We start from the raw sequence: 20,994 nt of genomic DNA, 5'->3' as shown, positions 1-20,994 counted from the left end.
CTCCCACCGTTCAACGTCGGCAAAGCTTACCGATATGCCCTGGCTAATGGGACCCAGCGGACACAAAGCGCTTCGGCCCGGCGTGCCGTGGACCCTCTTCGTACGCCGCCCCCCTTGATAAAGCCGCGCACGCCCTAAAATGAGCTAAATGCGCGCGCGGCGCTGGACCTCCGCGCGCGCGCCGTGCGCCTTGCGCCACCCGTTTTCCGCTCGCGCGGCGACGCGCCGCCGAGCCCCTTCCGTATTCTCGAGGAATGCACCATGGAGCAATATCACGGCACGACGATCGTGTCGGTGCGCAACGGCGACAAAGTTGCGCTCGGCGGCGACGGCCAAGTGACCCTCGGCAACATCGTCATGAAAGGCGGCGCCAAGAAAGTGCGGCGCATTTATAACGGCAAGGTTCTCGTCGGGTTCGCCGGCGGGACGGCCGATGCGTTCTCGCTGCTCGATCGCTTCGAAGCGAAGCTCGAGAAGCATCAGGGCAACTTGACGCGCGCCGCCGTCGAACTCGCCAAGGACTGGCGCACCGACCGCATGTTGCGTCGGCTCGAAGCGATGCTGATCACGGCCGACGCGCAAACGACCCTTGTCATCACCGGCAACGGCGACGTGCTCGACCCCGAAGGCGGCATTTGCGCGATCGGCTCGGGCGGCGCTTATGCCCAGGCCGCCGCGCGCGCGCTCGCCGAGAACACGGCGCTGTCGCCGCGCGAGATCGTCGAGAAATCGCTCGCGATCGCCGGCGACATGTGCATCTACACGAACCATAACCGCGTCATCGAGACGATCGAGTGAGTGAGGTAAGCAACCGATGAGCACCATGACCCCAGCCGAGATCGTTTCGGAACTCGACAAACATATCATCGGCCAGAACAAGGCGAAGAAAGCGGTCGCGGTCGCGCTGCGCAACCGCTGGCGGCGCCAGCAGGTGGGCGAACCGCTGCGCCAGGAAATCACGCCGAAGAATATTCTGATGATCGGGCCGACGGGCGTCGGCAAGACCGAGATCGCCCGGCGTCTGGCCAAGCTCGCCGACGCACCGTTCATCAAGATCGAAGCGACGAAGTTCACGGAAGTGGGCTACGTCGGCCGCGACGTCGACAGCATCGTGCGCGACCTGATCGAGATCGCCTTGAAGCAAACCCGCGAAACGGAGATGCGCAAGGTCCGCACGAAAGCGCAGGATCAGGCCGAGGACCGCATCCTCGACATTCTGCTGCCGAGCGCTCGCCCCGTCGGGTTCGGCGCGGCGACCGAGCCGTCGGGCGCGGACAACGTGACGCGTCAGACGTTTCGCAAGCGCTTGCGCGAAGGCCAGCTCGACGATAAGGAAATCGAACTCGACGTCGAGCTGCCGCAAGCGGGCATGGACATCATGGGCCCGCCGGGCATGGAGGACATGACCGAGCAGATTCGTTCGATGTTCGCGAACCTCGGCGGAGGCAAGAAAACGCGCCGCAAGCTCAAGGTCAAGGAAGCGCTGAAAGTGCTGACCGACGAGGAAGCGTCGAAGATGCTCAACGACGAGGAAGTAAAGGCGAAGGCCGTGCAGAACGTCGAGCAAAACGGCATCGTGTTTCTCGACGAAATCGACAAGATCGCCTCGCGCAGCGAAGCGGGCGGCGCCGAGGTGTCCCGCCAAGGCGTGCAGCGCGATCTGCTGCCGCTCGTCGAAGGCACGACGATCAACACGCGCTACGGCATGGTGAAAACGGATCACATCCTGTTCATCGCGAGCGGCGCCTTCCATCTGTCCAAGCCGAGCGATCTGATCCCCGAGCTGCAAGGGCGCTTTCCGATTCGCGTCGAACTCGATTCGCTGTCGGTGGAAGATTTCGAATCGATTCTGGTGGCGACCGATGCGAGCCTCGTCAAGCAGTATCAGGCTTTGCTTGCGACCGAGGACGTCGAGCTCGAATTCGCGCCGGACGGCATCAAGCGCATGGCCGAGATTGCGTTTTCGGTCAACGAGCGTACCGAGAACATCGGCGCGCGCCGGCTTTACACCGTGATCGAAAAACTGCTCGAGGAAGTGTCGTTCGCAGCCGGCAATCATGCCGGAACGAAGGTGACGATCGATGCGGCTTACGTCGACCGCGCGCTCGGAGAGGTGTCGCAGAGCGAGGATTTGTCGCGCTACGTGCTGTAGCTGCCCCGCGGGTCGAAGCCGGCGCTCAGGGTGCCGGCTCGATCCGCGCCCTCACCGGCCATCGACTAGAATGCGGCATCGATCTCGTCGAGGAGTATGGCCCATGCCGCACCTGTCAGACGCATTCACACTCAAGCCGATCGGCTACATCCGGTCGGCGCTCGAAGATTTGACCCAGGCGCCGCGCCAAGGGATCGAAGGCGCCCCCGACGCGTGGATCGATCTCGATCCTCAATACATCGAAGGATTGAAAGGCCTTGCAAGCGGCGACGAAGTCATCGTGCTGGCTTGGTTTCACTTGGCCGACCGCGGCAAGCTCGCCGTCCATCCGCGCGGCGAACGCGATCGGCCGTTGACCGGCGTGTTCGCCACGCGCGCGCCGCATCGTCCGAATCCGATCGGGCTGCATCGCGTGACGGTGCGGGAAATCGACGGCAGCAGGCTGCGCGTCGGCCCCATCGAAGCCGTCGACGGCACGCCCATCGTCGACCTGAAGATCGCGCTCGAAACGGATAGCTGAACGCTTCGCTGCGCCGCGCACGCCTACCCGCGATCACCGAACGAGCGCCCTCGAAACGACGTTCTGGGGTAATTCAGTCGGAATTGCGCGCCGAAATGACATTTCGAATAATGCGACGCCGATGATCGAGCCTCCTACCGCGCAAGCGGGTCGCCGAACGAGCGTTCGGCCATTACGGAGGCAACAGCGTGAAACTATCGTCGAATCGCATCATCGGGCGCCATGTCGTGACGGTCATGGCTGCAACCGCATCAATGCTGTTCGCGGCGTCTGGCCCAGCCAGCGCCGCTCGGGCGCCGCTCGCGCCGCAGGTCCAGCTCGACAGCGGCAAAATCGAAGGCATGCAGATGCGCGGGCAGCACAAGGATCTGCGTGTATTCCGGGGCATTCCTTACGCGGCGGCCCCGGTCAACGAATTGCGCTTTCGCGAGCCGCAACCCGTTCCCCGTTGGGCGGAGGTGCGAGCCGCGCGGCAGTTCGGCGCTCGGTGCATGCAGCCGGTAGCCGACGGCAAAAGCGACTCCCGCGCGCCCCAGATGAGCGAGGACTGCCTTTACCTCAACGTCTGGACACCCGCTCGCGACGCGACGGGCAAATTGCCCGTGCTCGTCCACTTCCACGGCGGCGGATTCGTGGCCGGGGACGCCTCGCAACCCCGCTATGACGGCGCGAATCTCGCATCGCGCGGCATCGTGGTCGTCACCGTCAACTACCGCCTGGGCGTATTCGGCTTTCTCGCGCCGCCCGAGGCGGCAAGCGAATCGTCGCACGGCGCCACCGGCAACTACGGCTTGCTCGATCAGGCGGCCGCGTTGCGTTGGGTGAAGCAGAACATCGCCCAGTTCGGAGGCGATCCGTCGAAGGTCACGATCTCCGGCAATTCGGCGGGCTCGATTTCTGTTAGTGCACACATGGCCTCGCCGCTCTCCCGCGGGTTGTTTGCAGGCGCGATCGGCGAAAGCGGCGCTGCGCTCACACCCAGCGGTATTTGGCGGCGCGAGCAAGCCGAAGCGGCGGCGACGAAATTCGCGACGCGCGTGGGCGCCAGCTCCTTGCAGCAACTGCGGTCTTTGCCCGCAAAAACGCTGCTCGTCGCGGCCTCCGGGTCGAAGCTCACGTGGGACTCGATCTCGTTCTGGCCGAACATCGACGGTCATTTCCTGACCGATTCGCCCGAGCAGACGTTCGCCAACGGCGCGCAAGCGCAAGTCCCGTTGCTGGTGGGCGCCAATTCTCAAGAGGCCCCCTACACGGCGATCCTAGGCGATGCGCAACCTACCCCGGAAAATTGGCAGGCGACGATCAAACGGCGATTCCAAGATCAAGCGGAGGAGGTGCTCGCCCATTACCCGGGCAGCACCAACGACGAAGTCATGCACGCCGCCACGGCGCTCGCCGGCGATTTCTTCATCGGCCACAGCACTTGGAAGTGGATGAACCAGCACCGGCAAACGGGAAATGCGCCCGTCTTTTACTACCGCTATACGCAGCCGCTGCCGCCAAAGGCCGAAACCGCGTCCAACGCGGTCTCTGTCCGGGCCCCCGCCCCGGCCCCGGCCTCGCAGCCGGTACTCGGCGCCGCGCACGACGCCCAACTGAGCTATTCGCTCGGCAACCTCGGCAACGATCGTCGATACACCTGGACCGCTGCCGACTACGACGTCTCCCGCATTTTCTCGAGCTACGTGGAGCACTTCGTGAAGACGGGCAATCCCAATGGGACGCCTACCGCGGCGGACGCAACATCGACGGAAGAAGCAGCGGAACAGAGCGGGGGCTGGCTGCCTCGATGGCCAGCCGTTCGCACCGACAACCGAGGCATGCTGATGCAGATCATCGGCGAGAAGACTCACTCGGTCTGGGACCGCGAGGCGCCGCGGCAAGGGCTGATTCAGCGGCTGGTCGAGAACGGGCAATGGGCTGGACCCACGATTCCGACGGTCCAAGCGGAAGGTAGCGCGCAATAGCCAAAGCGGGGCGCCGTGCCGGGCGTAGTCGATCCGGCGAACCGGCACGGCAAACCATCGACCAGGGCGAGGTTCGCCGCCTCGCCCCTTACTGCTTCACCGGCCGCTTCGCCAGCTTTCGTTGCAGCGTCCGGCGGTGCATGTTCAGCGCGCGCGCCGTGGCCGAAATATTGCCGCCGTTCTCGGCCAGCGCGCGCTGAATGTGCTCCCATTCAAGCCGTGCCACGGACAATAGCGCGGGATGCTCGATCGCCGCCTCGGCCTGCGCCGCGCTGGCTTCCGTCTGCAGCGCGGCCAAGATCGATTCGACGTTCGCCGGCTTGGCCAGGTAGTTGTCGGCGCCGTCCTTCACCGCCTGCACGGCCGTGGCGATGCTTGCGTACCCTGTCAGCACCAGCATGCGCGTATCGGGCTGCAGATCGCGCAGCGGTGCGACGAGGCTCAAGCCCGAATCGCTGCCCAGATGCAGATCGACGGTGATGTAGTCGAAGCGGTGATGGTTCGCGAGTGCGATCGCCTCTTCCGCGTTGTGTGCCTGGTGCGTGGTAAAACCGCGACGCGTCAGGCCGCGAGCCAGGATGCCCGAGAAAACCTCGTCGTCGTCGATGACGAGAAAAGTGTTGTCGCTCATAGTTCATTCTCCTTCGTATTCGATGAAGAGGTCGCGGCCGGCAGCGGCTGTCCGCCGCCCTTCGCCGCCGGCACGCGCAGCACGGCTCGCGTGCCGCGCGGCTCGCCGTCGAGCAATTCGACCGATCCGTTCAAGCGCGAAGCCGCGGCAAAGGCCAAATACAGCCCCACGCCATGCCCGCCCTGCGTGCTGTCGACGGGCGCGCTGCCGAGCTTCGCGCGTAGCGCCGGCGATATGCCGGGCCCCGAATCGCCGACCTGAAATTCGATGAAATCATCGGCCACGGCGGCGGCCAGCGTCACCCGATCGGGGCTCACGCGCGCCGCGTTGTCGAGCAAGATCGTCAAGATCTGGCCGACCGCGGCCGTTTCGTCGAGCCATGTATCGGCTACCGCCGCATCCAGGCGCACGAACTTCACGTGCGGATGCCGCAAGCGCCATTGCTCGCCGAAGCTGGAAAGCCAAGCGTCGAGCCGCTCGCGAGCCGGCGAAACCGACGCGCGGCTGCGCAGCCGCGCGAGCGCCGACGTGCACAGCGTCATTTGCTGCTCAAGCAGCGCGAAGTCGTCGGCGTACGGCGCGAGCCGCTCGTCGCTGCGAGCGGCGTCGCGCAGCTCTTCGGTCAGCATCGCGATCGTCGAAAGCGGCGTACCCATTTCATGCGCGACGGTCGCGGCCTGCACGCCGAGCGCCACGGCGCGCTCGTCCCGCATGAGGCGTTGCTGCGCGTCGCCGAGCGCCGCGTCGCGCTGGCGCAGCGCGGTGGACATGCGCGCCACGAACCATGCGATGAGCCCCACGCTCACCATGAAGTTCACCCACATGCCCGTTCGGTAGTAGTCGAACAAGTTCGCGGGGTTGTCCATGTTGAGCGGGATCGAATCGAAACCCAACGCGATATAGCAGCACATCGCGAAAATCGCGAGCCAGATCATGTGTCGCCACGGCAGCACCGCCGCCGCGATCGCGAGCGAAGGCAAGTAGAGCGAGACGAATGGATTGGTCGTCCCGCCCGAGAGAAACAGCAGCGCCGACAGCGCGCCCAAGTCGACCCAGAGCTGCCCGAGCAGCTCCAGATCGGTTTCGGGCCGCGCACCCGCCACGCGCCACCACGTGGCGGCGTTGAAGATCGCTTCGAGGGCGATGATGGTCAGCATCGCCGGCAACGGCAGATGCACGCCGAAAAACCGCTGGACGACAGCGATCGTGACGAGCTGCCCGATGATCGCCAAGCAGCGCAGCCAAAAAAGGTGACCGAGGTTCACGCGCCCGGTGTTCGTAATGCGATGCATCGCCATTCAGAGGGTGACATTCTCGTTCGAGGCGCCTGCGATGCCGGAAGCGCCCATGGCGCTCGGGCGGCCCGCGGCCGCCAGCGCGTCGGCATAGCAAGCGGGGCACAGGCACCGCGCCGGGCCCTCGCCGGCCTCGCGCGCTTGCAATGGCAAAGCCGGCAGGCCCGCGCACCAGCAATCGAACGGCCGCGTCGAACCGCCGCAATCGAATGCGACTTTGCAACGGGCGCAGCGCGCGCTCGACACGGACTTCGGCGGGCGATCAGGGGCATCCATGGGAGATACCGTCACAAGCAGACAAAAACTGTCGTAAAAACAACACGATTGCCCGATGATGCCAGCGTTCGAGGCACGACGCATGCATCTATGTCAAAGAATCGGCGCGTCATACGGGCACTGCGACCAAAAACCGCGGACGCGCGGCTCAGTCCTGTACAATTGGCGCCTGTTTTCGCCCCCCGCCTCCCGTTTGAACCGTTGCCTGCCGAGCTTGCCGCCATGTCCGAGCCCATCGACCTCGCCCAAATCGCGCCCACGTTGAAAGCCGAGATTCTGGCCGAGGCCTTGCCTTATATCCGCCAATACCACGGCAAAACCGTCGTCATCAAATACGGCGGCAATGCGATGACCGAAGAGCGCCTGAAGCAAGGCTTCGCGCGCGATGTGATTCTGCTGAAGCTCGTCGGCATCAACCCCGTCATCGTGCACGGCGGCGGCCCGCAAATCGATCAAGCGCTCAAGAAGATCGGCAAGCAAGGCACGTTCATCCAGGGCATGCGGGTAACCGACGAAGAAACGATGGAAGTCGTCGAGTGGGTGCTCGGCGGCGAGGTGCAGCAAGACATCGTCACGCTCATCAACCATTTCGGCGGCCATGCCGTCGGCTTGACGGGCAAGGACGGCGGCCTCATCCACGCCCGCAAGCTGATGATGCCCGACCGCGACAATCCGGGGCAGTACGTCGACATCGGCCAAGTGGGCGAGGTCGAATCGATCAACCCGGCCGTCGTGCGCGCGCTGCAGGACGACGCCTTCATCCCCGTGATCTCCCCGATCGGCTTCGGCGAAGACGGCCTGTCGTACAACATCAACGCCGATCTGGTGGCGGGCAAGCTCGCGGTCGTCCTGAACGCGGAAAAGCTCGTCATGATGACCAACATCCCCGGCGTCATGGATAAATCGGGCACCTTGCTCACCGATCTGTCGGCGCGCGAGATCGACGCCCTGTTCGAAGACGGCACCATCTCCGGCGGCATGCTGCCCAAGATCGCATCGGCGCTCGATGCCGCCAAGAGCGGCGTGCGCTCGGTTCACATCATCGACGGGCGCATCGAGCACTCGGTGCTGCTCGAAATTCTGACCGAGCAGCCGTTCGGCACGATGATCCGCTCGCACTGAGCTTTTACGCGCCGGGGCCCGGCGCGGTGCTTTGGAGTCATAGCCGATGTCCTCGTTGCCGACGCCCCGCAAGCAAGCCCGGGTGCGTCCGCGCGCGGGCAGCCCGGTTTGGCTGTTCGATCTCGACAACACGCTGCATCATGCCTCGCACGCCATCTTTCCGGCGATCAACGAGGCCATGACGCGCTACATCGTCGAGGCGCTCAGCGTCGAGACGGCTGAAGCCGACAGCCTCCGGCTGCGCTACGTCCGGCGCTACGGCGCCACGCTGCTGGGGCTCGCGCGCCACCATCCGATCGATCCGCACGATTTCCTGAAAGTCGTCCATACCTTCCCCGATTTGCCGGACATGGTGCGCGCCGAGCGCGGCATCGCCCGGCTCGTCGCCTCGCTGCCGGGGCGCAAGATCATTTTGACGAACGCGCCGGAAACCTACGCACGGGCGGTGCTCGCGCAGCTCGGCATCGAGCGGCTCTTCGAGCGTGTCATCGCGATCGAGCACATGCGCCGGCGCCGCGCGTGGCATGCCAAACCGGATTTGCCGATGCTGCGCCGGGTGCTGCGCGAAGCGCGCGTGCCCATGTCCGAGGCCATTCTCGTCGAAGACACGCGCTCGCATTTGAAGCGCTACCGGCGGCTGGGCATCGGCACGGTCTGGATCGTCGGACACTTGAGCACGTCGGCGCTCGGCGACAAACGTTCGACCCGAATGCCCGGCAGCGGGCGACCGCACTATGTCGATCGTCGCATTCGTTCGCTAAAATCGCTTCGAACGGGTCACGAAACGGGGCGCAAATGGAGCCGAGTCGAGAGCAAGACACCGGGCTAGACGACGAAACGCACCCGGCGAACGTGGGGCGCACGCCCCGCATGAAGCCCGGCGAGCGCCGCGTGCACATTCTGCACACACTCGCCGCGATGCTGGAGGCGCCGAAAGGCGAGAAGATCACCACGGCCGCGCTCGCCGGCCGCCTGGGTGTGTCGGAAGCGGCCCTGTATCGACAGTTCGCGAGCAAAGCGCAGATGTTCGAGGCGCTGATCGAGTTCATCGAAACCACGTTTTTCGGGCTGATCAACCAAATTGCCGAAAAAGAACCGAACGGCGTGCTGCAAGCGCGCGCGATCGGCATGATGCTGCTGAACTTCGCCGCGAAAAATCCTGGGATGACGCGCGTACTGACGGGCGAAGCCCTTGTCGGAGAGCACGCTCGGCTCGCCGAACGCGTGGCGCAGATGCTCGAACGCGTCGAAGCCTCGGTCAAGCAGAGCCTGCGCGTCGCCCTCATGGAGGCCCGTCAAAGTCCGGGCCGAGGCGAAAGCGCAACGGAAACCGGAACCGGGACCGGGACCGGAATCGATCCCGCTGCTGCTCCCGCCAGCACGCTGCCGGCCGATTACGATCCATCCGTGCGCGCCAACCTGCTCGTAAGCTATGTCGTGGGACGCTGGCACCGCTACGCCCGTAGCGGGTTCACCCGGGCCCCGGCCGAGCATGCGGACGCGCAGTTGCGCTTGATTCTCCAATAGCGCGTTATCGGCTTTTCCGCTATGCTTTGCCGTTCTATCGCCTTAAGCGGTTAGTCTCGGCCATGCGCCCGCCCTTTTCAGGGGATGGCGCCCGGCGGGATCGCGTAAGGCAGCGCGCCGATTTGTCGACTCGATTGCGGGCGCGCGAACCCAGGCTTTCAGTGCCGGGTTCACTATAAATGCGGCTAAAGAGGTCGTCAGCCGCGCACCGGCACGTCCCGCGCATCGCCGACACCATTTAGCCGCCCTGTCAGAAGGCGGAATACATGGAATCGATCGGCATCGTCGCTCCACAACGCATGCATTTCAACGAGCCGCTCGCGCTGCAAAGCGGCGCGACGCTGGACGGCTACGACCTGATGGTGGAGACGTACGGCACGCTCAACGCGTCGCGCTCGAACGCCGTACTCGTGTGCCACGCGCTGAACGCGTCGCATCACGTCGCCGGCGTCTACGAAGGCGAGCCGAAAAACGTCGGCTGGTGGGACAACATGGTGGGGCCGGGCAAGCCGCTCGATACGAATCGCTTTTTCGTGATCGGCGTGAACAATCTGGGCTCGTGCTTCGGCTCGACGGGCCCCATGAGCCTCGATCCCGCCACGGGCAAGCCCTATGGCGCGCGCTTCCCCGTCGTGACCGTCGAGGATTGGGTCAACGCTCAGGCGCGCCTGGCCGACGCCTTTGGCATCGAGCGGTTCGCGGCCGTGATGGGCGGCAGCCTCGGCGGCATGCAGGCGCTGGCTTGGAGCCTCATGTACCCCGACCGCATCGGCCATTGCATCGTGGTCGCATCCACGCCTAAGCTTTCTGCGCAGAACATCGCATTCAACGAAGTGGCGCGCTCGGCGATTCTCTCCGATCCCGATTTTCACGGCGGCGACTACTACGCTCACGGCGTGAAGCCGCGGCGCGGCTTGCGCGTCGCGCGCATGATCGGCCACATCACCTATCTGTCCGACGACGACATGGCGACCAAATTCGGGCGAGCGCTGCGCCGGCCCACCGGGGGCGCCGACGGCGACTATCGCTTCAGTTTCGACGTCGAGTTCGAGGTCGAATCGTATTTGCGCTATCAGGGCGACAAATTCGCCGATTACTTCGATGCGAATACGTATCTCTTGATCACGCGCGCGCTCGACTACTTCGATCCGGCCAAGGCGTTCGACGGCGACCTCACCGCCGCCGTCGCGCATACGCGCGCGCAATACCTGATCGCGAGTTTCACGACCGATTGGCGCTTCGCGCCGGCGCGCTCGCGAGAACTGGTCAAAGCGCTGCTCGATCACAAGCGGCGCGTGACCTACGCCGAAATCGACGCCCCGCACGGACACGACGCCTTCCTGCTCGACGATGCGCGCTACCACAACGTCGTGCGGGCCTATTACGAACGCATTGCCCTGGAGGTTGGCGCATGAATCAGGCCGTCATCGATTCGCTCGCCGCGCGGGCCGATTTCCGCGCGATCGCCCGCTGGGTGGAACCCAACGCGACCGTGCTCGATCTGGGCTGCGGCGACGGCAGCCTGCTCGCGCTGCTTTCGGAAGAACTCGGTGTCTCGGGCTACGGCATCGAGATCAACGATGCCGGCGTGCTCGCCTGCGTCAAGCACGGCGTCGACGTCATCCAGCAAAACCTCGAGGACGGCCTGCGGTTGTTCGAGGATGCGAGCTTCGATTTCGCCATCCTCTCGCAGACCCTCCAAACGATCCATCAAACCGCCGCGATCCTGCGCGAAACGGTACGCGTCGGCAAGGAGTGCATCGTTTCGTTCCCGAACTTCGGCTATTGGCCGCACCGGCTTTCCGTCCTGCGCGGTCGCATGCCTGTCTCGAAATCGTTGCCGTATCAGTGGCACAACACGCCGAACGTGCGCGTGCTGACCATCCGCGATTTCGAGGCGCTGGCGCCCGAAGTCGGCATCGAAATTCTCGACCGCGTGGTCCTGCACGGCGGCCGCGCGGTGCGTTGGGGCGCGAACTGGCGTGGTAGTCTTGCGGTCTACCGCGTCAGGCGCGGCTCGAGCGGAGCCGCGCCGGGTTGAACACGCCGCATTGAAGAGGCCGATCATCAAACGAGACATCCCGCCCTCGCCGCACGGCGGCGAAAGCGCCGCGTTGAGCGCTCACGAGGCGCATCCGGGCTGGAGAGCGTTCCTCAACCGGCACATGCTGATCTGCGTGTTTCTCGGCTTCACGTCGGGATTGCCGCTGTTCACGCTCGTCTATCTCGTTCAGGCTTGGCTGCGCTCGGAAGGCGTCAATCTGAAGGAAATCGGCCTGTTCGCGCTGATTCAATTCCCCTATACGTGGAAGTTCGTCTGGGCGCCGCTGATGGACCGCTACGTGCCGCGGCTGCCGTTTTGGCGGCCCGGGCGCCGCCGCGGCTGGATGCTCGCGACGCAGTTGCTCGTGGCCGGCGCGATCGCCTCGCTCGGGTTCGTCTCGCCGCGCGAATCGATCTGGACCGTCGCAGCGCTCACGGCCCTCGTCGCGTTTTTCGGCGCGAGCCAAGACATCGTCATCGACGCCTACCGGCGCGAATTGCTGACCGACACCGAGCAGGGGCTCGGCAACGCCGTCCATGTCAACGCCTACAAGGTCGCCGCCCTCGTGCCGGGCTCCTTGTCGCTGATCCTGTCCGATCATCTGCCGTGGACCATCGTGTTCGCCGTCACCGCGGCATTCATGCTGCCGGGCCTCGTCCTGACGCTCGTCGTGCGCGAGCCCCAAGTGCAGGGCACGCCTCCCAAGAACTTGCGCGACGCAATCGTTCAGCCGCTCGCGGAGTTCGTGACACGCGACGGCCTTAGCGCCGCCTTGCTCGTGCTCGCCTTCATCTTCCTCTACAAGCTCGGCGACACGATGGCGACCACGCTCTCGACGTCGTTCTTTCTGGATATCGGCTTCAACAAGACCGAGATCGGCGTCATCGCGAAGACGACGGCGTTCTGGGCGAGCCTGGCGGGCGGCATCATCGGGGGCGCATGGCTCGTGAAGATCGGCATCGCGCGCGGCCTCTGGATCTTCGGTCTCGTGCAGATCGTCTCGACGCTCGGTTTCGCATGGCTCGCGAAGATCGGCCCCTCCCCCGCCGCGCTGGCGCTGATCTACGGGTTCGAAACGTTCGCGACCGGCCTCACGCTCGCGGCCTTCACCGCCTATATCGCCAGCACGACCGATCCGCGCTACACGGCCACGCAGTTCGCGCTTTTCACCAGCCTCGCTTCCGTGCCGCGCACGCTGGCCTCGGCGGCGAGCGGCTTCGTCGTCGCGAAAATCGGCTGGTTCGATTACTTCCTCGTTTGCGCGGCCCTCGCCGCGCCCGGCATGCTGCTGCTGCCGAAGATCGCTCCCTGGCGAGCACGCGCGTAGCGGATTGCAATCCGACATATTGCAATCCGCACTGCATCGCCTGCATTGGCCCATAAAACCAGTAGCTCAATCTCTATGCAAAAAGATTGGCTGACCATTCCTTTCGTCCGGTCGTAATTCATTTAGTCTTATTTAAAAAAATTACGACAATTGCCGGCAGAAACTACATCAGAATCCTCTCGCGCCCTCGGCTGGCCGCAATGAGGCGACCTGATAGCGGATTCAGGTAAATCAGTCCGATCTAATCATTCAGCGACATCTTCATTACGCCATTGGCTCGTGGCGTCGATGACTTATTCGCGTCTTCTATGCGAAATGCGGTCCACCCTCATTCCTTCATGACTCGAGAGGATCAAGATGACGACTCAATTTGCGATGATTCACCGCATCCGCTTCGCGCGTTCTTCGCGCCGTCGCGCCGCAGCCGCCTTACTCGTCGCCGCTTCGCTCGGCTGGCTTCCGCCGGCTGCATCGCTCGCAGCCGATGCGCTTCCACCTACACGCATCGCGCTGCCGCCGGGCGAGATCGAAGGGGTGCGGATGTCCGTCCAAGAGACGCCATTGCTCGTGTTCAAGGGCGTGCCCTATGCGGCCGCCCCCATCGGCGAACTTCGCTGGAAGCCGCCGCAGCCCCTGACGGCTTGGGCCGGCGTACGGCAGGCGAACGCGTTCGGCGCGCACTGCATGCAGTTGCCCTTATTCCGCACCGAATTTCGTTCGCGCCAGATGAGCGAGGACTGCCTTTTTTTAAACGTGTGGACGCCGGCGCGCGCCGCCGGCGACAGGTTGCCGGTACTCGTCTATTTTTCGGGTGGCGGCTTCGCGGGCGGCGACAGTTCGGAGCCGAGGTACGACGGCGCGGCCCTGGCCTCGCGCGGCATGGTGACGGTGACGGTCAACTACCGGCTCGGCGTATTTGGCTTTTTGACGCTGCCGGACATGGCGCGCGAGTCAGCCTATGGCGCTGCCGGCAATTTCGGTCTGCTCGATCAGCACGCCGCGCTGCGTTGGGTGCGCGAAAACATCGCTAAGTTCGGCGGCAATCCCGATCGGATCACGATCGGCGGCGAATCGGCAGGTTCCGTCGCCGTGGCCGCCCATATGGCCTCGCCGCTCTCGCGGGGGCTTTTCGCGCGCGCGATCGGTCAAAGCGGCGCGGCGTTCGGCCCGCTCACCGTTTGGTCGCGTGAAGATGCCGTCACCGTATCCCAGGGATTTGCACAGAAGGTGAACGCTACGTCGCTGCAAGCGCTGCGTGCTATGCCGGCCGACGCTCTGCTGGCGGGCACGGGCCCCAAAGAGAAGCCGGAATTTCTCTTTTGGCCGTCCGTGGATGGCCGGTTTCTCACCGAACCGCTCGAGGCGACCTTCGCGGCCGGAGCACAAGCGCGCGTGCCGTTGCTCGTGGGCAGCAACTCGCATGAAGCCCCTCACACTTTGGTTCTCGAAGAGCGGCCGCCCACCCCTGAAAACTGGCGATCCGCCCTCAAGCGCATTTTCGGCCCGTTCGCTACCGACGTGCTCGCCCTCTATCCCGGCAACGACGATGACGAAGTGCGGCGCTCGGCCACCTCGCTGGCAAGCGACATTTTCATCAGCCACGCCACGCGCCGCTGGGTCGACGCGCACCGGGAGACCGGCGGCTCGCCCGTGTACTTCTACTACTTCACGCACCAGCGCCCGCCGAAGCGGCAACCCGAACCCGAGCAGCCGCCCGAAGACGGCGCGGTGCACAGCAGCGAGATCAAATACTCGCTCGGCACGCTCGGGCTGTCCACCCGATTCCTCTGGCGGCCCGAGGATCACGCGGTCTCCCGCGTCTTCTCGGGCTATGTGGCGAACTTCGTGAAAACGGGAACGCCGAACGACCCGGCGCTGCCCCCTTGGCCGGCTTCGCGGGAAGAACGAGGCGGGCTCCTGCGTCAGCAAATCGCCGTGGAGACCAAGACCATCGCCGATGTCGATGAACCGCGGCACACGTTCCTGCGCCGGTACTATGCGGAGAACCCGCTGCTACCCGATCATCGCCGGCGATGACACAAGGCATGCGTTGCACACCCCCGCCGCGGCGGTCGACTCACTTCACACAATGCGCGTAGTCGATCGTCAGCGGCGCGTGATCGCTGAATTTGATGTCGCGGAAGATCGATGTCGCTTTGGCCGTATCGGCAATGCCGGCTGTCGCGATTTGGTAGTCGATGCGCCACCCCACGTTCTTCGCGTACGCCTGGCCGCGATTGCTCCACCACGTGTACTGCTCCGGCCGCTGGTCGAGCCGTCGGAACACGTCGACGTAGCCCACTTCGTCGAACAGCTTCGTGAGCCAGGCGCGCTCCTCGGGCAAGCAACCGGAATTCTTCTGATTGCTCTTCCAGTTCTTGATGTCGATTTCCCGATGAACGATGTTCACGTCGCCGCACACGATCACCTCGCGCTCTTTGCTCAGCGCGGCAAGGTGCGGCATGAACTCGCCCATGAAGCGAAACTTGGCTTGCTGCCGCTCTTCCCCGCTGGAGCCCGACGGCACGTACACCGAGACGACCGAGAGCTTGCCGAAGCGGGCCTCGACGTAGCGGCCCTCGGGGTCGAACTCTTCGCTGCCGAAACCGATGACGACGTCGTCGGGCTCATGGCGCGTGTACAGCCCCGCACCGCTGTAGCCCTTCTTCACCGCATGCTGAAAGTAGCCAGTGAAGCCGTGCGGCGCGAGGAATTCGGGAGTCATGTCGTCTTGCGAGCATTTGACTTCCTGCACGCAGACGATGTCGGCGTTTTGCTGGCCGAACCAATCGAAGAAGCCCTTCTTGGCGGCCGAACGGATACCGTTCAAGTTGGCCGTAATCACTCGCAGCATGAGGTCATCCTAGTTGTAGTCGATTTCAATCCGGGGGGCCGATCGCGCGCCTCTTCTTGCGCGCTCGGCCGCTTCCATTACGTAATCGAGAGGCCTTTGAGCGATTCCTTCGCCGGCGGGTATTCGAGGTCAAGGCCCTCGAATACCCGCAGCAGCAACGCCGCCACCATCAGGTTCCGATGCGACTTCGAATCGGCCGGAATCACATACCACGGTGCGTGCTCGGTCGACGTCGCGGCCAGCGCGCCGGCGTACGCCGCTTGGTAGTCATCCCACTGCCGCCGCGCCTCGAGATCCGCAAGATCGAACTTCCAATGCTTCGTTTCGTCGTCGATCCGCGCTTGCAGGCGCTCTCGCTGCTCGTCTTTCGAGATGTGCAAAAAACACTTGATGACGGCGGTGCCGGAATCGGCCAGCAGCGTTTCGAAGTGTCGAATATGGGCGTATCGGCGCTCGATTTCGGCGCTCGTCAGTTCGCCGCGCACGCGCGGCACGAGCACGTCTTCGTAATGGCTGCGGTTGAAGATCGTCAGTTCGCCCGCCGCCGGCGCTTGCCGATGCACGCGCCAGAGAAAATCGTGGGCCGCCTCGTCCGGCGAAGGCACGCGGAACGTCGCGATGCGCAGCCCGAGCGGATCGACCTCGTGAAAGACGGCCCGAATGGTGCCGTCCTTGCCGCTCGTATCCATGCCTTGCAGCACGAGCAGCACGCGCTCGCGGCGCTGGGCGTGCAACCGCTCCTGCATTTCGTCGAGCCGCGCCGCATACGCGGTCAAGCGCTCGCGGTCGGCCTGCTTCGAGCCGGCCGAGAACGGCTTCGACGAAGGATCGAAATCGGCGAGCGACAAGGCCTTGGCGCCTTTGCCGCCATCGAAAAACGGGACGCGAAAATCGTCCAACTTCGCACGCTTGGCCATGCCCCTCCTGCCTTTTCGCGTTAGGCTCGCAATTGACGCGGCCGGCAAGCGCCTGGGGGCGCTCGCCGGCCGTCACGGTTCGTCGCGGCAAGAATCAGGACAGCTTCTTCTTGAGCAACTCGTTGACCTGCTGCGGATTGGCCTTGCCCTTCGTCGCCTTCATGGCTTGGCCGATCAGCGCGTTGAACGCTTTTTCCTTGCCGGCGCGGAACTCGTCCACCGATTTCTGATTCGCCGCCAGCACCTCGTCGATGATCGCTTCGAGCGCGCCCGTATCGGAAATCTGCTTCAGGCCCTTGGCGTCGATGATGCGATCGGCGGCCCCTTCGTCGGTTGCTTTCTCGTCCCACATCGCCAGGAAAATTTCCTTCGCGATCTTGTTCGAAATCGTGCCGTCCACGATGCGCTGCAAAAGCAGCGCGAGCTGCGCCGGCGAAACCGGACACGCGTCGATCTCGAGGCCGTCGCGATTGCACTGCGACGACACTTCGCCCATGAGCCAGTTGGCGGCTGTCTTTGCCTGCGCGGCGCCCGTCTTTGCGACGACAGCCTCGAAGTAGCCGGCCATCGCCTTGCTCGAGGTCAGCACCGTCGCATCGTACGGCGTCACGCCGTATTGTTCGACGAAGCGCTGCTGCATCGCCGCCGGCAGCTCCGGCATCTCGCCCTTCACGCGCTCGACCCAGGCTGCGTCGATCACGAGCGGCATCAGGTCGGGATCGGGGAAGTAGCGGTAATCGTGCGCGTCTTCCTTGCTGCGCATCGACCGCGTTTCTCGCCGATCGGGATCGTAGAGCCGCGTTTCCTGTACGACCGTACCGCCGTCTTCGATGAGTTCGATCTGACGGCGAACTTCGAAATGAATCGCCTCTTCGAGGAAGCGGAACGAGTTCAGGTTCTTGATTTCGGCGCGCGTGCCGAATTCCTTTTGGCCGACGGGACGCACGGACACGTTCGCATCGCAGCGGAAAGAGCCTTCCTGCATGTTGCCGTCGCAGATTCCGAGCCAGACGACGAGCGCATGCAGCGATTTCGCGTAGGCCACGGCCTCGGCCGCGCTGCGCATGTCGGGTTCGGTGACGATCTCGAGCAGCGGCGTGCCGGCCCGGTTCAAGTCGATGCCCGTCATGCCGGCAAAATCTTCATGCAGCGATTTGCCCGCGTCTTCCTCGAGGTGCGCGCGCGTCAGCTGAATGGTCTTCTCGTACGCCGCAAGCCCCGTCTTTTCGTTGGCCGGTACTTGGATCTTGATCGTGCCGCCTTGCACGACCGGGATTTCGTACTGGCTGATCTGGTAGCCCTTGGGCAGATCCGGGTAGAAATAATTCTTGCGCGCGAAGATGCTGCGCGGCGCGACCGTCGCGCCGATCGCGAGACCGAAACGAATCGCGCGCTCCACGGCGCCGCGGTTCATCACGGGCAGCACGCCCGGCAGCGCCAGATCGACGGCGCACGCCTGCGTATTGGGCTCGGCGCCGAAGCGCGTCGACGCGCCGGAAAAAATCTTCGAGACAGTCGAGAGCTGCGCGTGCGTCTCCAGACCGATGACGACTTCCCACTCCATGTTCATGCCTCCCGCGCAGCCGCTTGCGGCGCTTGCGTGTGCCAATCCGTCGCGCGCTGGAACGCATCGGCGACCTGCAGCATACGGGCTTCGTCGAAATAGGTGCCGATGATCTGCAGGCCGACGGGGCGCTTCGCGCCTCCGCCCGTGCCGAAACCGCACGGCACGCTCATGCCCGGCAGGCCGGCAAGGCTCACCGACAGGGTATAGATATCGGCCAGGTACATCTGGACGGGGTCGTCGCCCTTGGCGCCGATGTCCCACGCAACCGAGGGCGCGACCGGTCCCATGATGAAATCGCAGACCTTGAAGGCTTCTTGAAAGTCCTGCGCGATGATGCGGCGGATCTTTTGCGCCTGCAGGTAGTAGGCGTCGTAGTAGCCGTGCGACAGCACGTACGTGCCCACCAGAATGCGGCGCTTGACCTCGGGGCCGAACCCTTGCGCGCGCGACTTCTTGTACATGTCGAGCAGATCGCGGTATTCGCTTGCTCGGTGGCCGTAGCGCACGCCGTCGAAACGGGACAGGTTCGACGAAGCCTCGGCCGGCGCGATCACGTAATAGACGGGGATCGAGAGTTCCGTTTTCGGCAGCGACACGGGAACGAGCGTCGCGCCCAGCGCTTCGTACTGCTTGAGCGCCTCATCGACCGCCGCGCGCACGTCCTGCGCGAGGCCCGCGCCGAAATACTCGGTGGGCAGCCCGATGCGCACGCCCGCGAGCGGCCTGCCCGCCGGAGCGTCGGCCTTGAAGCCTTGGCCGAGATAGCGCGTGTAATCTTCGTCGGCGCGCTGCAAGCTCGTCGAATCGCGCTCGTCGAAACCGGCCATGGCGTTGAGCAGCAAAGCGCAATCGGCCGCGCTCGCCCCCATGGGGCCGCCCTGGTCGAGCGACGACGCGAAAGCGATCATGCCGTAGCGCGACACGCGCCCGTAGGTGGGCTTGATGCCCGTCACGCCCGAGAAGGACGCGGGCTGGCGAATCGAGCCGCCGGTGTCCGTGGCCGTCGCGGCCGGAGCCAGGCGAGCGGCGACGGCCGCGGCCGAACCGCCCGACGAGCCGCCGGGCACGGCTTGCTTATCCCAGGGATTGCGCACGGGCCCGAACGCCGAGTTTTCGTTGGACGAGCCCATCGCGAACTCGTCCATGTTCGTCTTGCCGAGCGTGACCATGCCGGCGCGCGCCAGGCGCTCGACGACGGTGGCGTCGAACGGGCTTTCGTAGTTCGCGAGCATTTTAGAGCCCGCCGTCGAATGCCAGCCGCGCGTGACGAACACGTCCTTGTGCGCGACGGGCACGCCCGTGAGCGGGCCGCCCTCGCCGCGCGCAAGCCGGGCGTCGGCCGCGCGCGCCTGCTCGAGCGTGCGCTCGGCGTCGATTTCGATGAAGGCGTTCAGATCGCGCTCGGCGTCGATCCGCTTTAGATACAGCTGGGCGAGCTCTACGGCGGAAATCGCTTTTCCACCGAGCGCAGCCGCGAGCTCAGTCAAACTTTTCTCGTACATGTCGGTTCTTTTTCCGTAAATCCCGAATCGTGAGGATGGTTACTCGATCACCTTCGGGACCAGATACAGCCCCTCTTGCGTCGCGGGCGCGCAGCGTTGATTGGCCTCGCGCTCGACCGTTTCGGTCACGACGTCCTCGCGCAGGCGCAGCGCGACATCCTCGATCTGCTCGATCGGGTGCGCGAGCGGCGCGATACCGGAGGTGTCGACGGCCTGCATCTGCTCGACGAGTCCGAAAAACTCGTTGAGCCGAGCCAGGGTGTGCTCGCAGTCGGCATCGGCCAATTCGAGCCGTGCCAGGTGGGCGATGCGTTTCACATCGGTCAAGGTCAAAGCCATGCGTCTCACCGGAAACTTGGGGCAGCGCAGCGCGGAAAAAACAGTGCTGCGCCAGAGGGTTAGGGCATCGGATCGGGCCCTCGAACAGAGGGTCCGGAACGGCAAAAAGGACCGCCCGTTTACTACAAATAGGTCGAAATTATAAGGTATCATTACGCGTTCGATCCAAACCCGGACCGCCCCTACCCCAGGCCAGTCGGCGCCTCACGATAAGCCGCCCCCTCGCGTACGCGGCCTCCGGTCGAATTCATTGCAGCTTCGCGCTCGCGTGGCGGCGCTCGAACGGCAGCCGCTCAGAACCCGAAGCTTTTATTTTTTCCGCCGCCGCGCGGCGCCTTCATGGCGAAGCCCGGCCTCTCCCGCGAGACAGGATTTCATGTTCGGCTTTTTGCGCAGCTACTTCTCCAACGACCTGGCCATCGACCTCGGCACCGCCAACACCCTCATCTACATGCGCGGCAAGGGCATCGTCCTCGACGAACCGTCCGTCGTATCGATTCGTCAGGAAGGCGGCCCCAACGGCAAGAAAACCATTCAGGCAGTCGGCCGCGAGGCCAAGCAAATGCTCGGTAAGGTGCCCGGCAACATCGAAGCGATCCGTCCGATGAAAGACGGCGTCATTGCCGATTTCACGGTCACCGAGCCGATGATCAAGCAGTTCATCAAAACGGCCCACGAATCGCGCCTGTTCTCGCCCTCGCCGCGCATCATCATCTGCGTGCCGTGCGGCTCCACTCAGCTGGAGCGCCGCGCGATCAAGGAAGCGGCCCATGGAGCCGGCGCATCGCAGGTCTATCTGATCGAGGAGCCGAGGGCGGCCGCGATCGGCGCGGGCCTGCCGGTATCGGAAGCCACGGGCTCGATGGTCGTCGATATCGGCGGCGGCACGACCGAGGTCGGCGTCATCTCGCTGGGCGGCATCGTCTATAAAGGCTCCGTGCGCGTTGGCGGCGA

At 64.5% G+C, this 20,994-nt stretch carries 20 protein-coding genes; 12 read left to right on the top strand and 8 right to left on the bottom strand.

The genetic code is table 11. The features are described from left to right. The first annotated feature begins 261 nt into the window (after positions 1-261). The 4 genes from hslV (at position 262) to ACTHNR_RS20295 (ending at position 4,639) form a co-directional block, all read left to right on the top strand. Entirely contained in the window at positions 262-798 is a 537-nt protein-coding gene (hslV, locus tag ACTHNR_RS20310) for an ATP-dependent protease subunit HslV (protein ID WP_440549457.1), read from the top strand. 16 nt (positions 799-814) lie between these two features. Further along, the gene (hslU, locus tag ACTHNR_RS20305; protein WP_440549456.1) at positions 815-2,152 is read left to right on the top strand and encodes an ATP-dependent protease ATPase subunit HslU; all 1,338 of its coding nucleotides are present in this window, start codon (positions 815-817) and stop codon (positions 2,150-2,152) included. A 103-nt stretch (positions 2,153-2,255) separates the two neighbouring features. Further along, a complete protein-coding gene (gene tsaA, locus ACTHNR_RS20300) occupies positions 2,256-2,672 on the top strand; it encodes a tRNA (N6-threonylcarbamoyladenosine(37)-N6)-methyltransferase TrmO (protein ID WP_440549455.1) in 417 nt (138 codons plus the stop codon). 188 nt (positions 2,673-2,860) lie between these two features. After that, positions 2,861-4,639 carry a carboxylesterase/lipase family protein gene (locus ACTHNR_RS20295; RefSeq protein ID WP_440549454.1) on the top strand — a complete coding sequence of 593 codons (1,779 nt, stop codon included), beginning with the start codon at positions 2,861-2,863 and terminating at the stop codon, positions 4,637-4,639. Positions 4,640-4,727: 88 nt separating this feature from the next. On the opposite strand, the gene ACTHNR_RS20290 is transcribed toward ACTHNR_RS20295, so the two are convergent. From ACTHNR_RS20290 to ACTHNR_RS20280, 3 genes are read right to left on the bottom strand one after another with little or no spacing between them, the layout of a single operon-like run. Continuing rightward, positions 4,728-5,270: a response regulator transcription factor gene (locus ACTHNR_RS20290; protein WP_440549453.1), complete on the bottom strand. Its 543-nt coding sequence runs from the start codon at positions 5,268-5,270 to the stop codon at positions 4,728-4,730. Further along, positions 5,267-6,562, bottom strand: coding sequence for an ATP-binding protein (locus tag ACTHNR_RS20285; RefSeq protein WP_440549452.1), 1,296 nt, complete (start codon positions 6,560-6,562; stop codon positions 5,267-5,269). Before ACTHNR_RS20285 ends, ACTHNR_RS20290 begins: the two co-directional genes overlap by 4 nt. A 6-nt stretch (positions 6,563-6,568) precedes the next feature. Further along, positions 6,569-6,841, bottom strand: a complete 273-nt coding sequence (locus ACTHNR_RS20280; protein ID WP_440549451.1) for a cysteine-rich CWC family protein — start codon at positions 6,839-6,841, stop codon at positions 6,569-6,571. Between the two features lie 222 nt (positions 6,842-7,063). Between ACTHNR_RS20280 and argB the strand changes: the two genes are divergently transcribed. The 7 genes from argB (at position 7,064) to ACTHNR_RS20245 (ending at position 14,898) form a co-directional block, all read left to right on the top strand. Then, positions 7,064-7,963 (top strand): acetylglutamate kinase, encoded by a 900-nt coding sequence (argB, locus tag ACTHNR_RS20275; protein ID WP_430363264.1) that lies wholly within the window; start codon positions 7,064-7,066, stop codon positions 7,961-7,963. 46 nt (positions 7,964-8,009) lie between these two features. Beyond that, positions 8,010-8,792, top strand: a complete 783-nt coding sequence (locus ACTHNR_RS20270) for a pyrimidine 5'-nucleotidase (protein ID WP_440549450.1) — start codon at positions 8,010-8,012, stop codon at positions 8,790-8,792. After that, entirely contained in the window at positions 8,759-9,490 is a 732-nt protein-coding gene (gene slmA, locus ACTHNR_RS20265) for a nucleoid occlusion factor SlmA (protein WP_440549449.1), read from the top strand. The genes ACTHNR_RS20270 and slmA overlap by 34 nt, the downstream gene beginning before the upstream one ends. Positions 9,491-9,756: 266 nt before the next feature. Next, positions 9,757-10,905 (top strand): homoserine O-succinyltransferase MetX, encoded by a 1,149-nt coding sequence (gene metX, locus ACTHNR_RS20260; RefSeq protein WP_440549448.1) that lies wholly within the window; start codon positions 9,757-9,759, stop codon positions 10,903-10,905. Further along, positions 10,902-11,531, top strand: a complete 630-nt coding sequence (gene metW, locus ACTHNR_RS20255) for a methionine biosynthesis protein MetW (RefSeq protein WP_440549447.1) — start codon at positions 10,902-10,904, stop codon at positions 11,529-11,531. The genes metX and metW overlap by 4 nt, the downstream gene beginning before the upstream one ends. Positions 11,532-11,568: 37 nt before the next feature. Next, the gene (locus ACTHNR_RS20250; protein WP_440549466.1) at positions 11,569-12,861 is read left to right on the top strand and encodes an AmpG family muropeptide MFS transporter; all 1,293 of its coding nucleotides are present in this window, start codon (positions 11,569-11,571) and stop codon (positions 12,859-12,861) included. 357 nt (positions 12,862-13,218) lie between these two features. Then, positions 13,219-14,898 carry a carboxylesterase/lipase family protein gene (locus ACTHNR_RS20245; protein ID WP_440549446.1) on the top strand — a complete coding sequence of 560 codons (1,680 nt, stop codon included), beginning with the start codon at positions 13,219-13,221 and terminating at the stop codon, positions 14,896-14,898. Between the two features lie 40 nt (positions 14,899-14,938). Here the strand turns inward: ACTHNR_RS20245 and ACTHNR_RS20240 are convergent, their stop codons facing one another. The 5 genes from ACTHNR_RS20240 to gatC form a co-directional block, all read right to left on the bottom strand. Then, positions 14,939-15,715 carry an exodeoxyribonuclease III gene (locus tag ACTHNR_RS20240; protein WP_440549445.1) on the bottom strand — a complete coding sequence of 259 codons (777 nt, stop codon included), beginning with the start codon at positions 15,713-15,715 and terminating at the stop codon, positions 14,939-14,941. A 77-nt stretch (positions 15,716-15,792) separates the two neighbouring features. Continuing rightward, on the bottom strand, positions 15,793-16,632 hold the full coding sequence (locus ACTHNR_RS20235; protein WP_440549444.1) for a PPK2 family polyphosphate kinase: 840 nt from the start codon (positions 16,630-16,632) through the stop codon (positions 15,793-15,795). A gap of 94 nt (positions 16,633-16,726) precedes the next feature. After that, on the bottom strand, positions 16,727-18,202 hold the full coding sequence (gatB, locus tag ACTHNR_RS20230; protein ID WP_440549443.1) for an Asp-tRNA(Asn)/Glu-tRNA(Gln) amidotransferase subunit GatB: 1,476 nt from the start codon (positions 18,200-18,202) through the stop codon (positions 16,727-16,729). Continuing rightward, a complete protein-coding gene (gene gatA / locus ACTHNR_RS20225) occupies positions 18,199-19,701 on the bottom strand; it encodes an Asp-tRNA(Asn)/Glu-tRNA(Gln) amidotransferase subunit GatA (RefSeq protein ID WP_440549442.1) in 1,503 nt (500 codons plus the stop codon). The genes gatB and gatA overlap by 4 nt, the downstream gene beginning before the upstream one ends. Positions 19,702-19,740: 39 nt before the next feature. Then, positions 19,741-20,040, bottom strand: a complete 300-nt coding sequence (gene gatC / locus ACTHNR_RS20220; protein WP_440549441.1) for an Asp-tRNA(Asn)/Glu-tRNA(Gln) amidotransferase subunit GatC — start codon at positions 20,038-20,040, stop codon at positions 19,741-19,743. Positions 20,041-20,416: 376 nt separating this feature from the next. Between gatC and mreB the strand changes: the two genes are divergently transcribed. Next, the coding region (mreB, locus tag ACTHNR_RS20215) for a rod shape-determining protein MreB (protein ID WP_440549440.1) at positions 20,417-20,994 on the top strand (578 nt) is incomplete at its 3' end.

The sequence above is a fragment of the Trinickia sp. genome (assembly GCF_051954495.1).
Lineage (GTDB): Bacteria > Pseudomonadota > Gammaproteobacteria > Burkholderiales > Burkholderiaceae > Trinickia.
The sequence above is the reverse complement of the archived record's forward strand: the minus strand, read 5'-3'. Positions and strand labels throughout refer to the sequence as shown.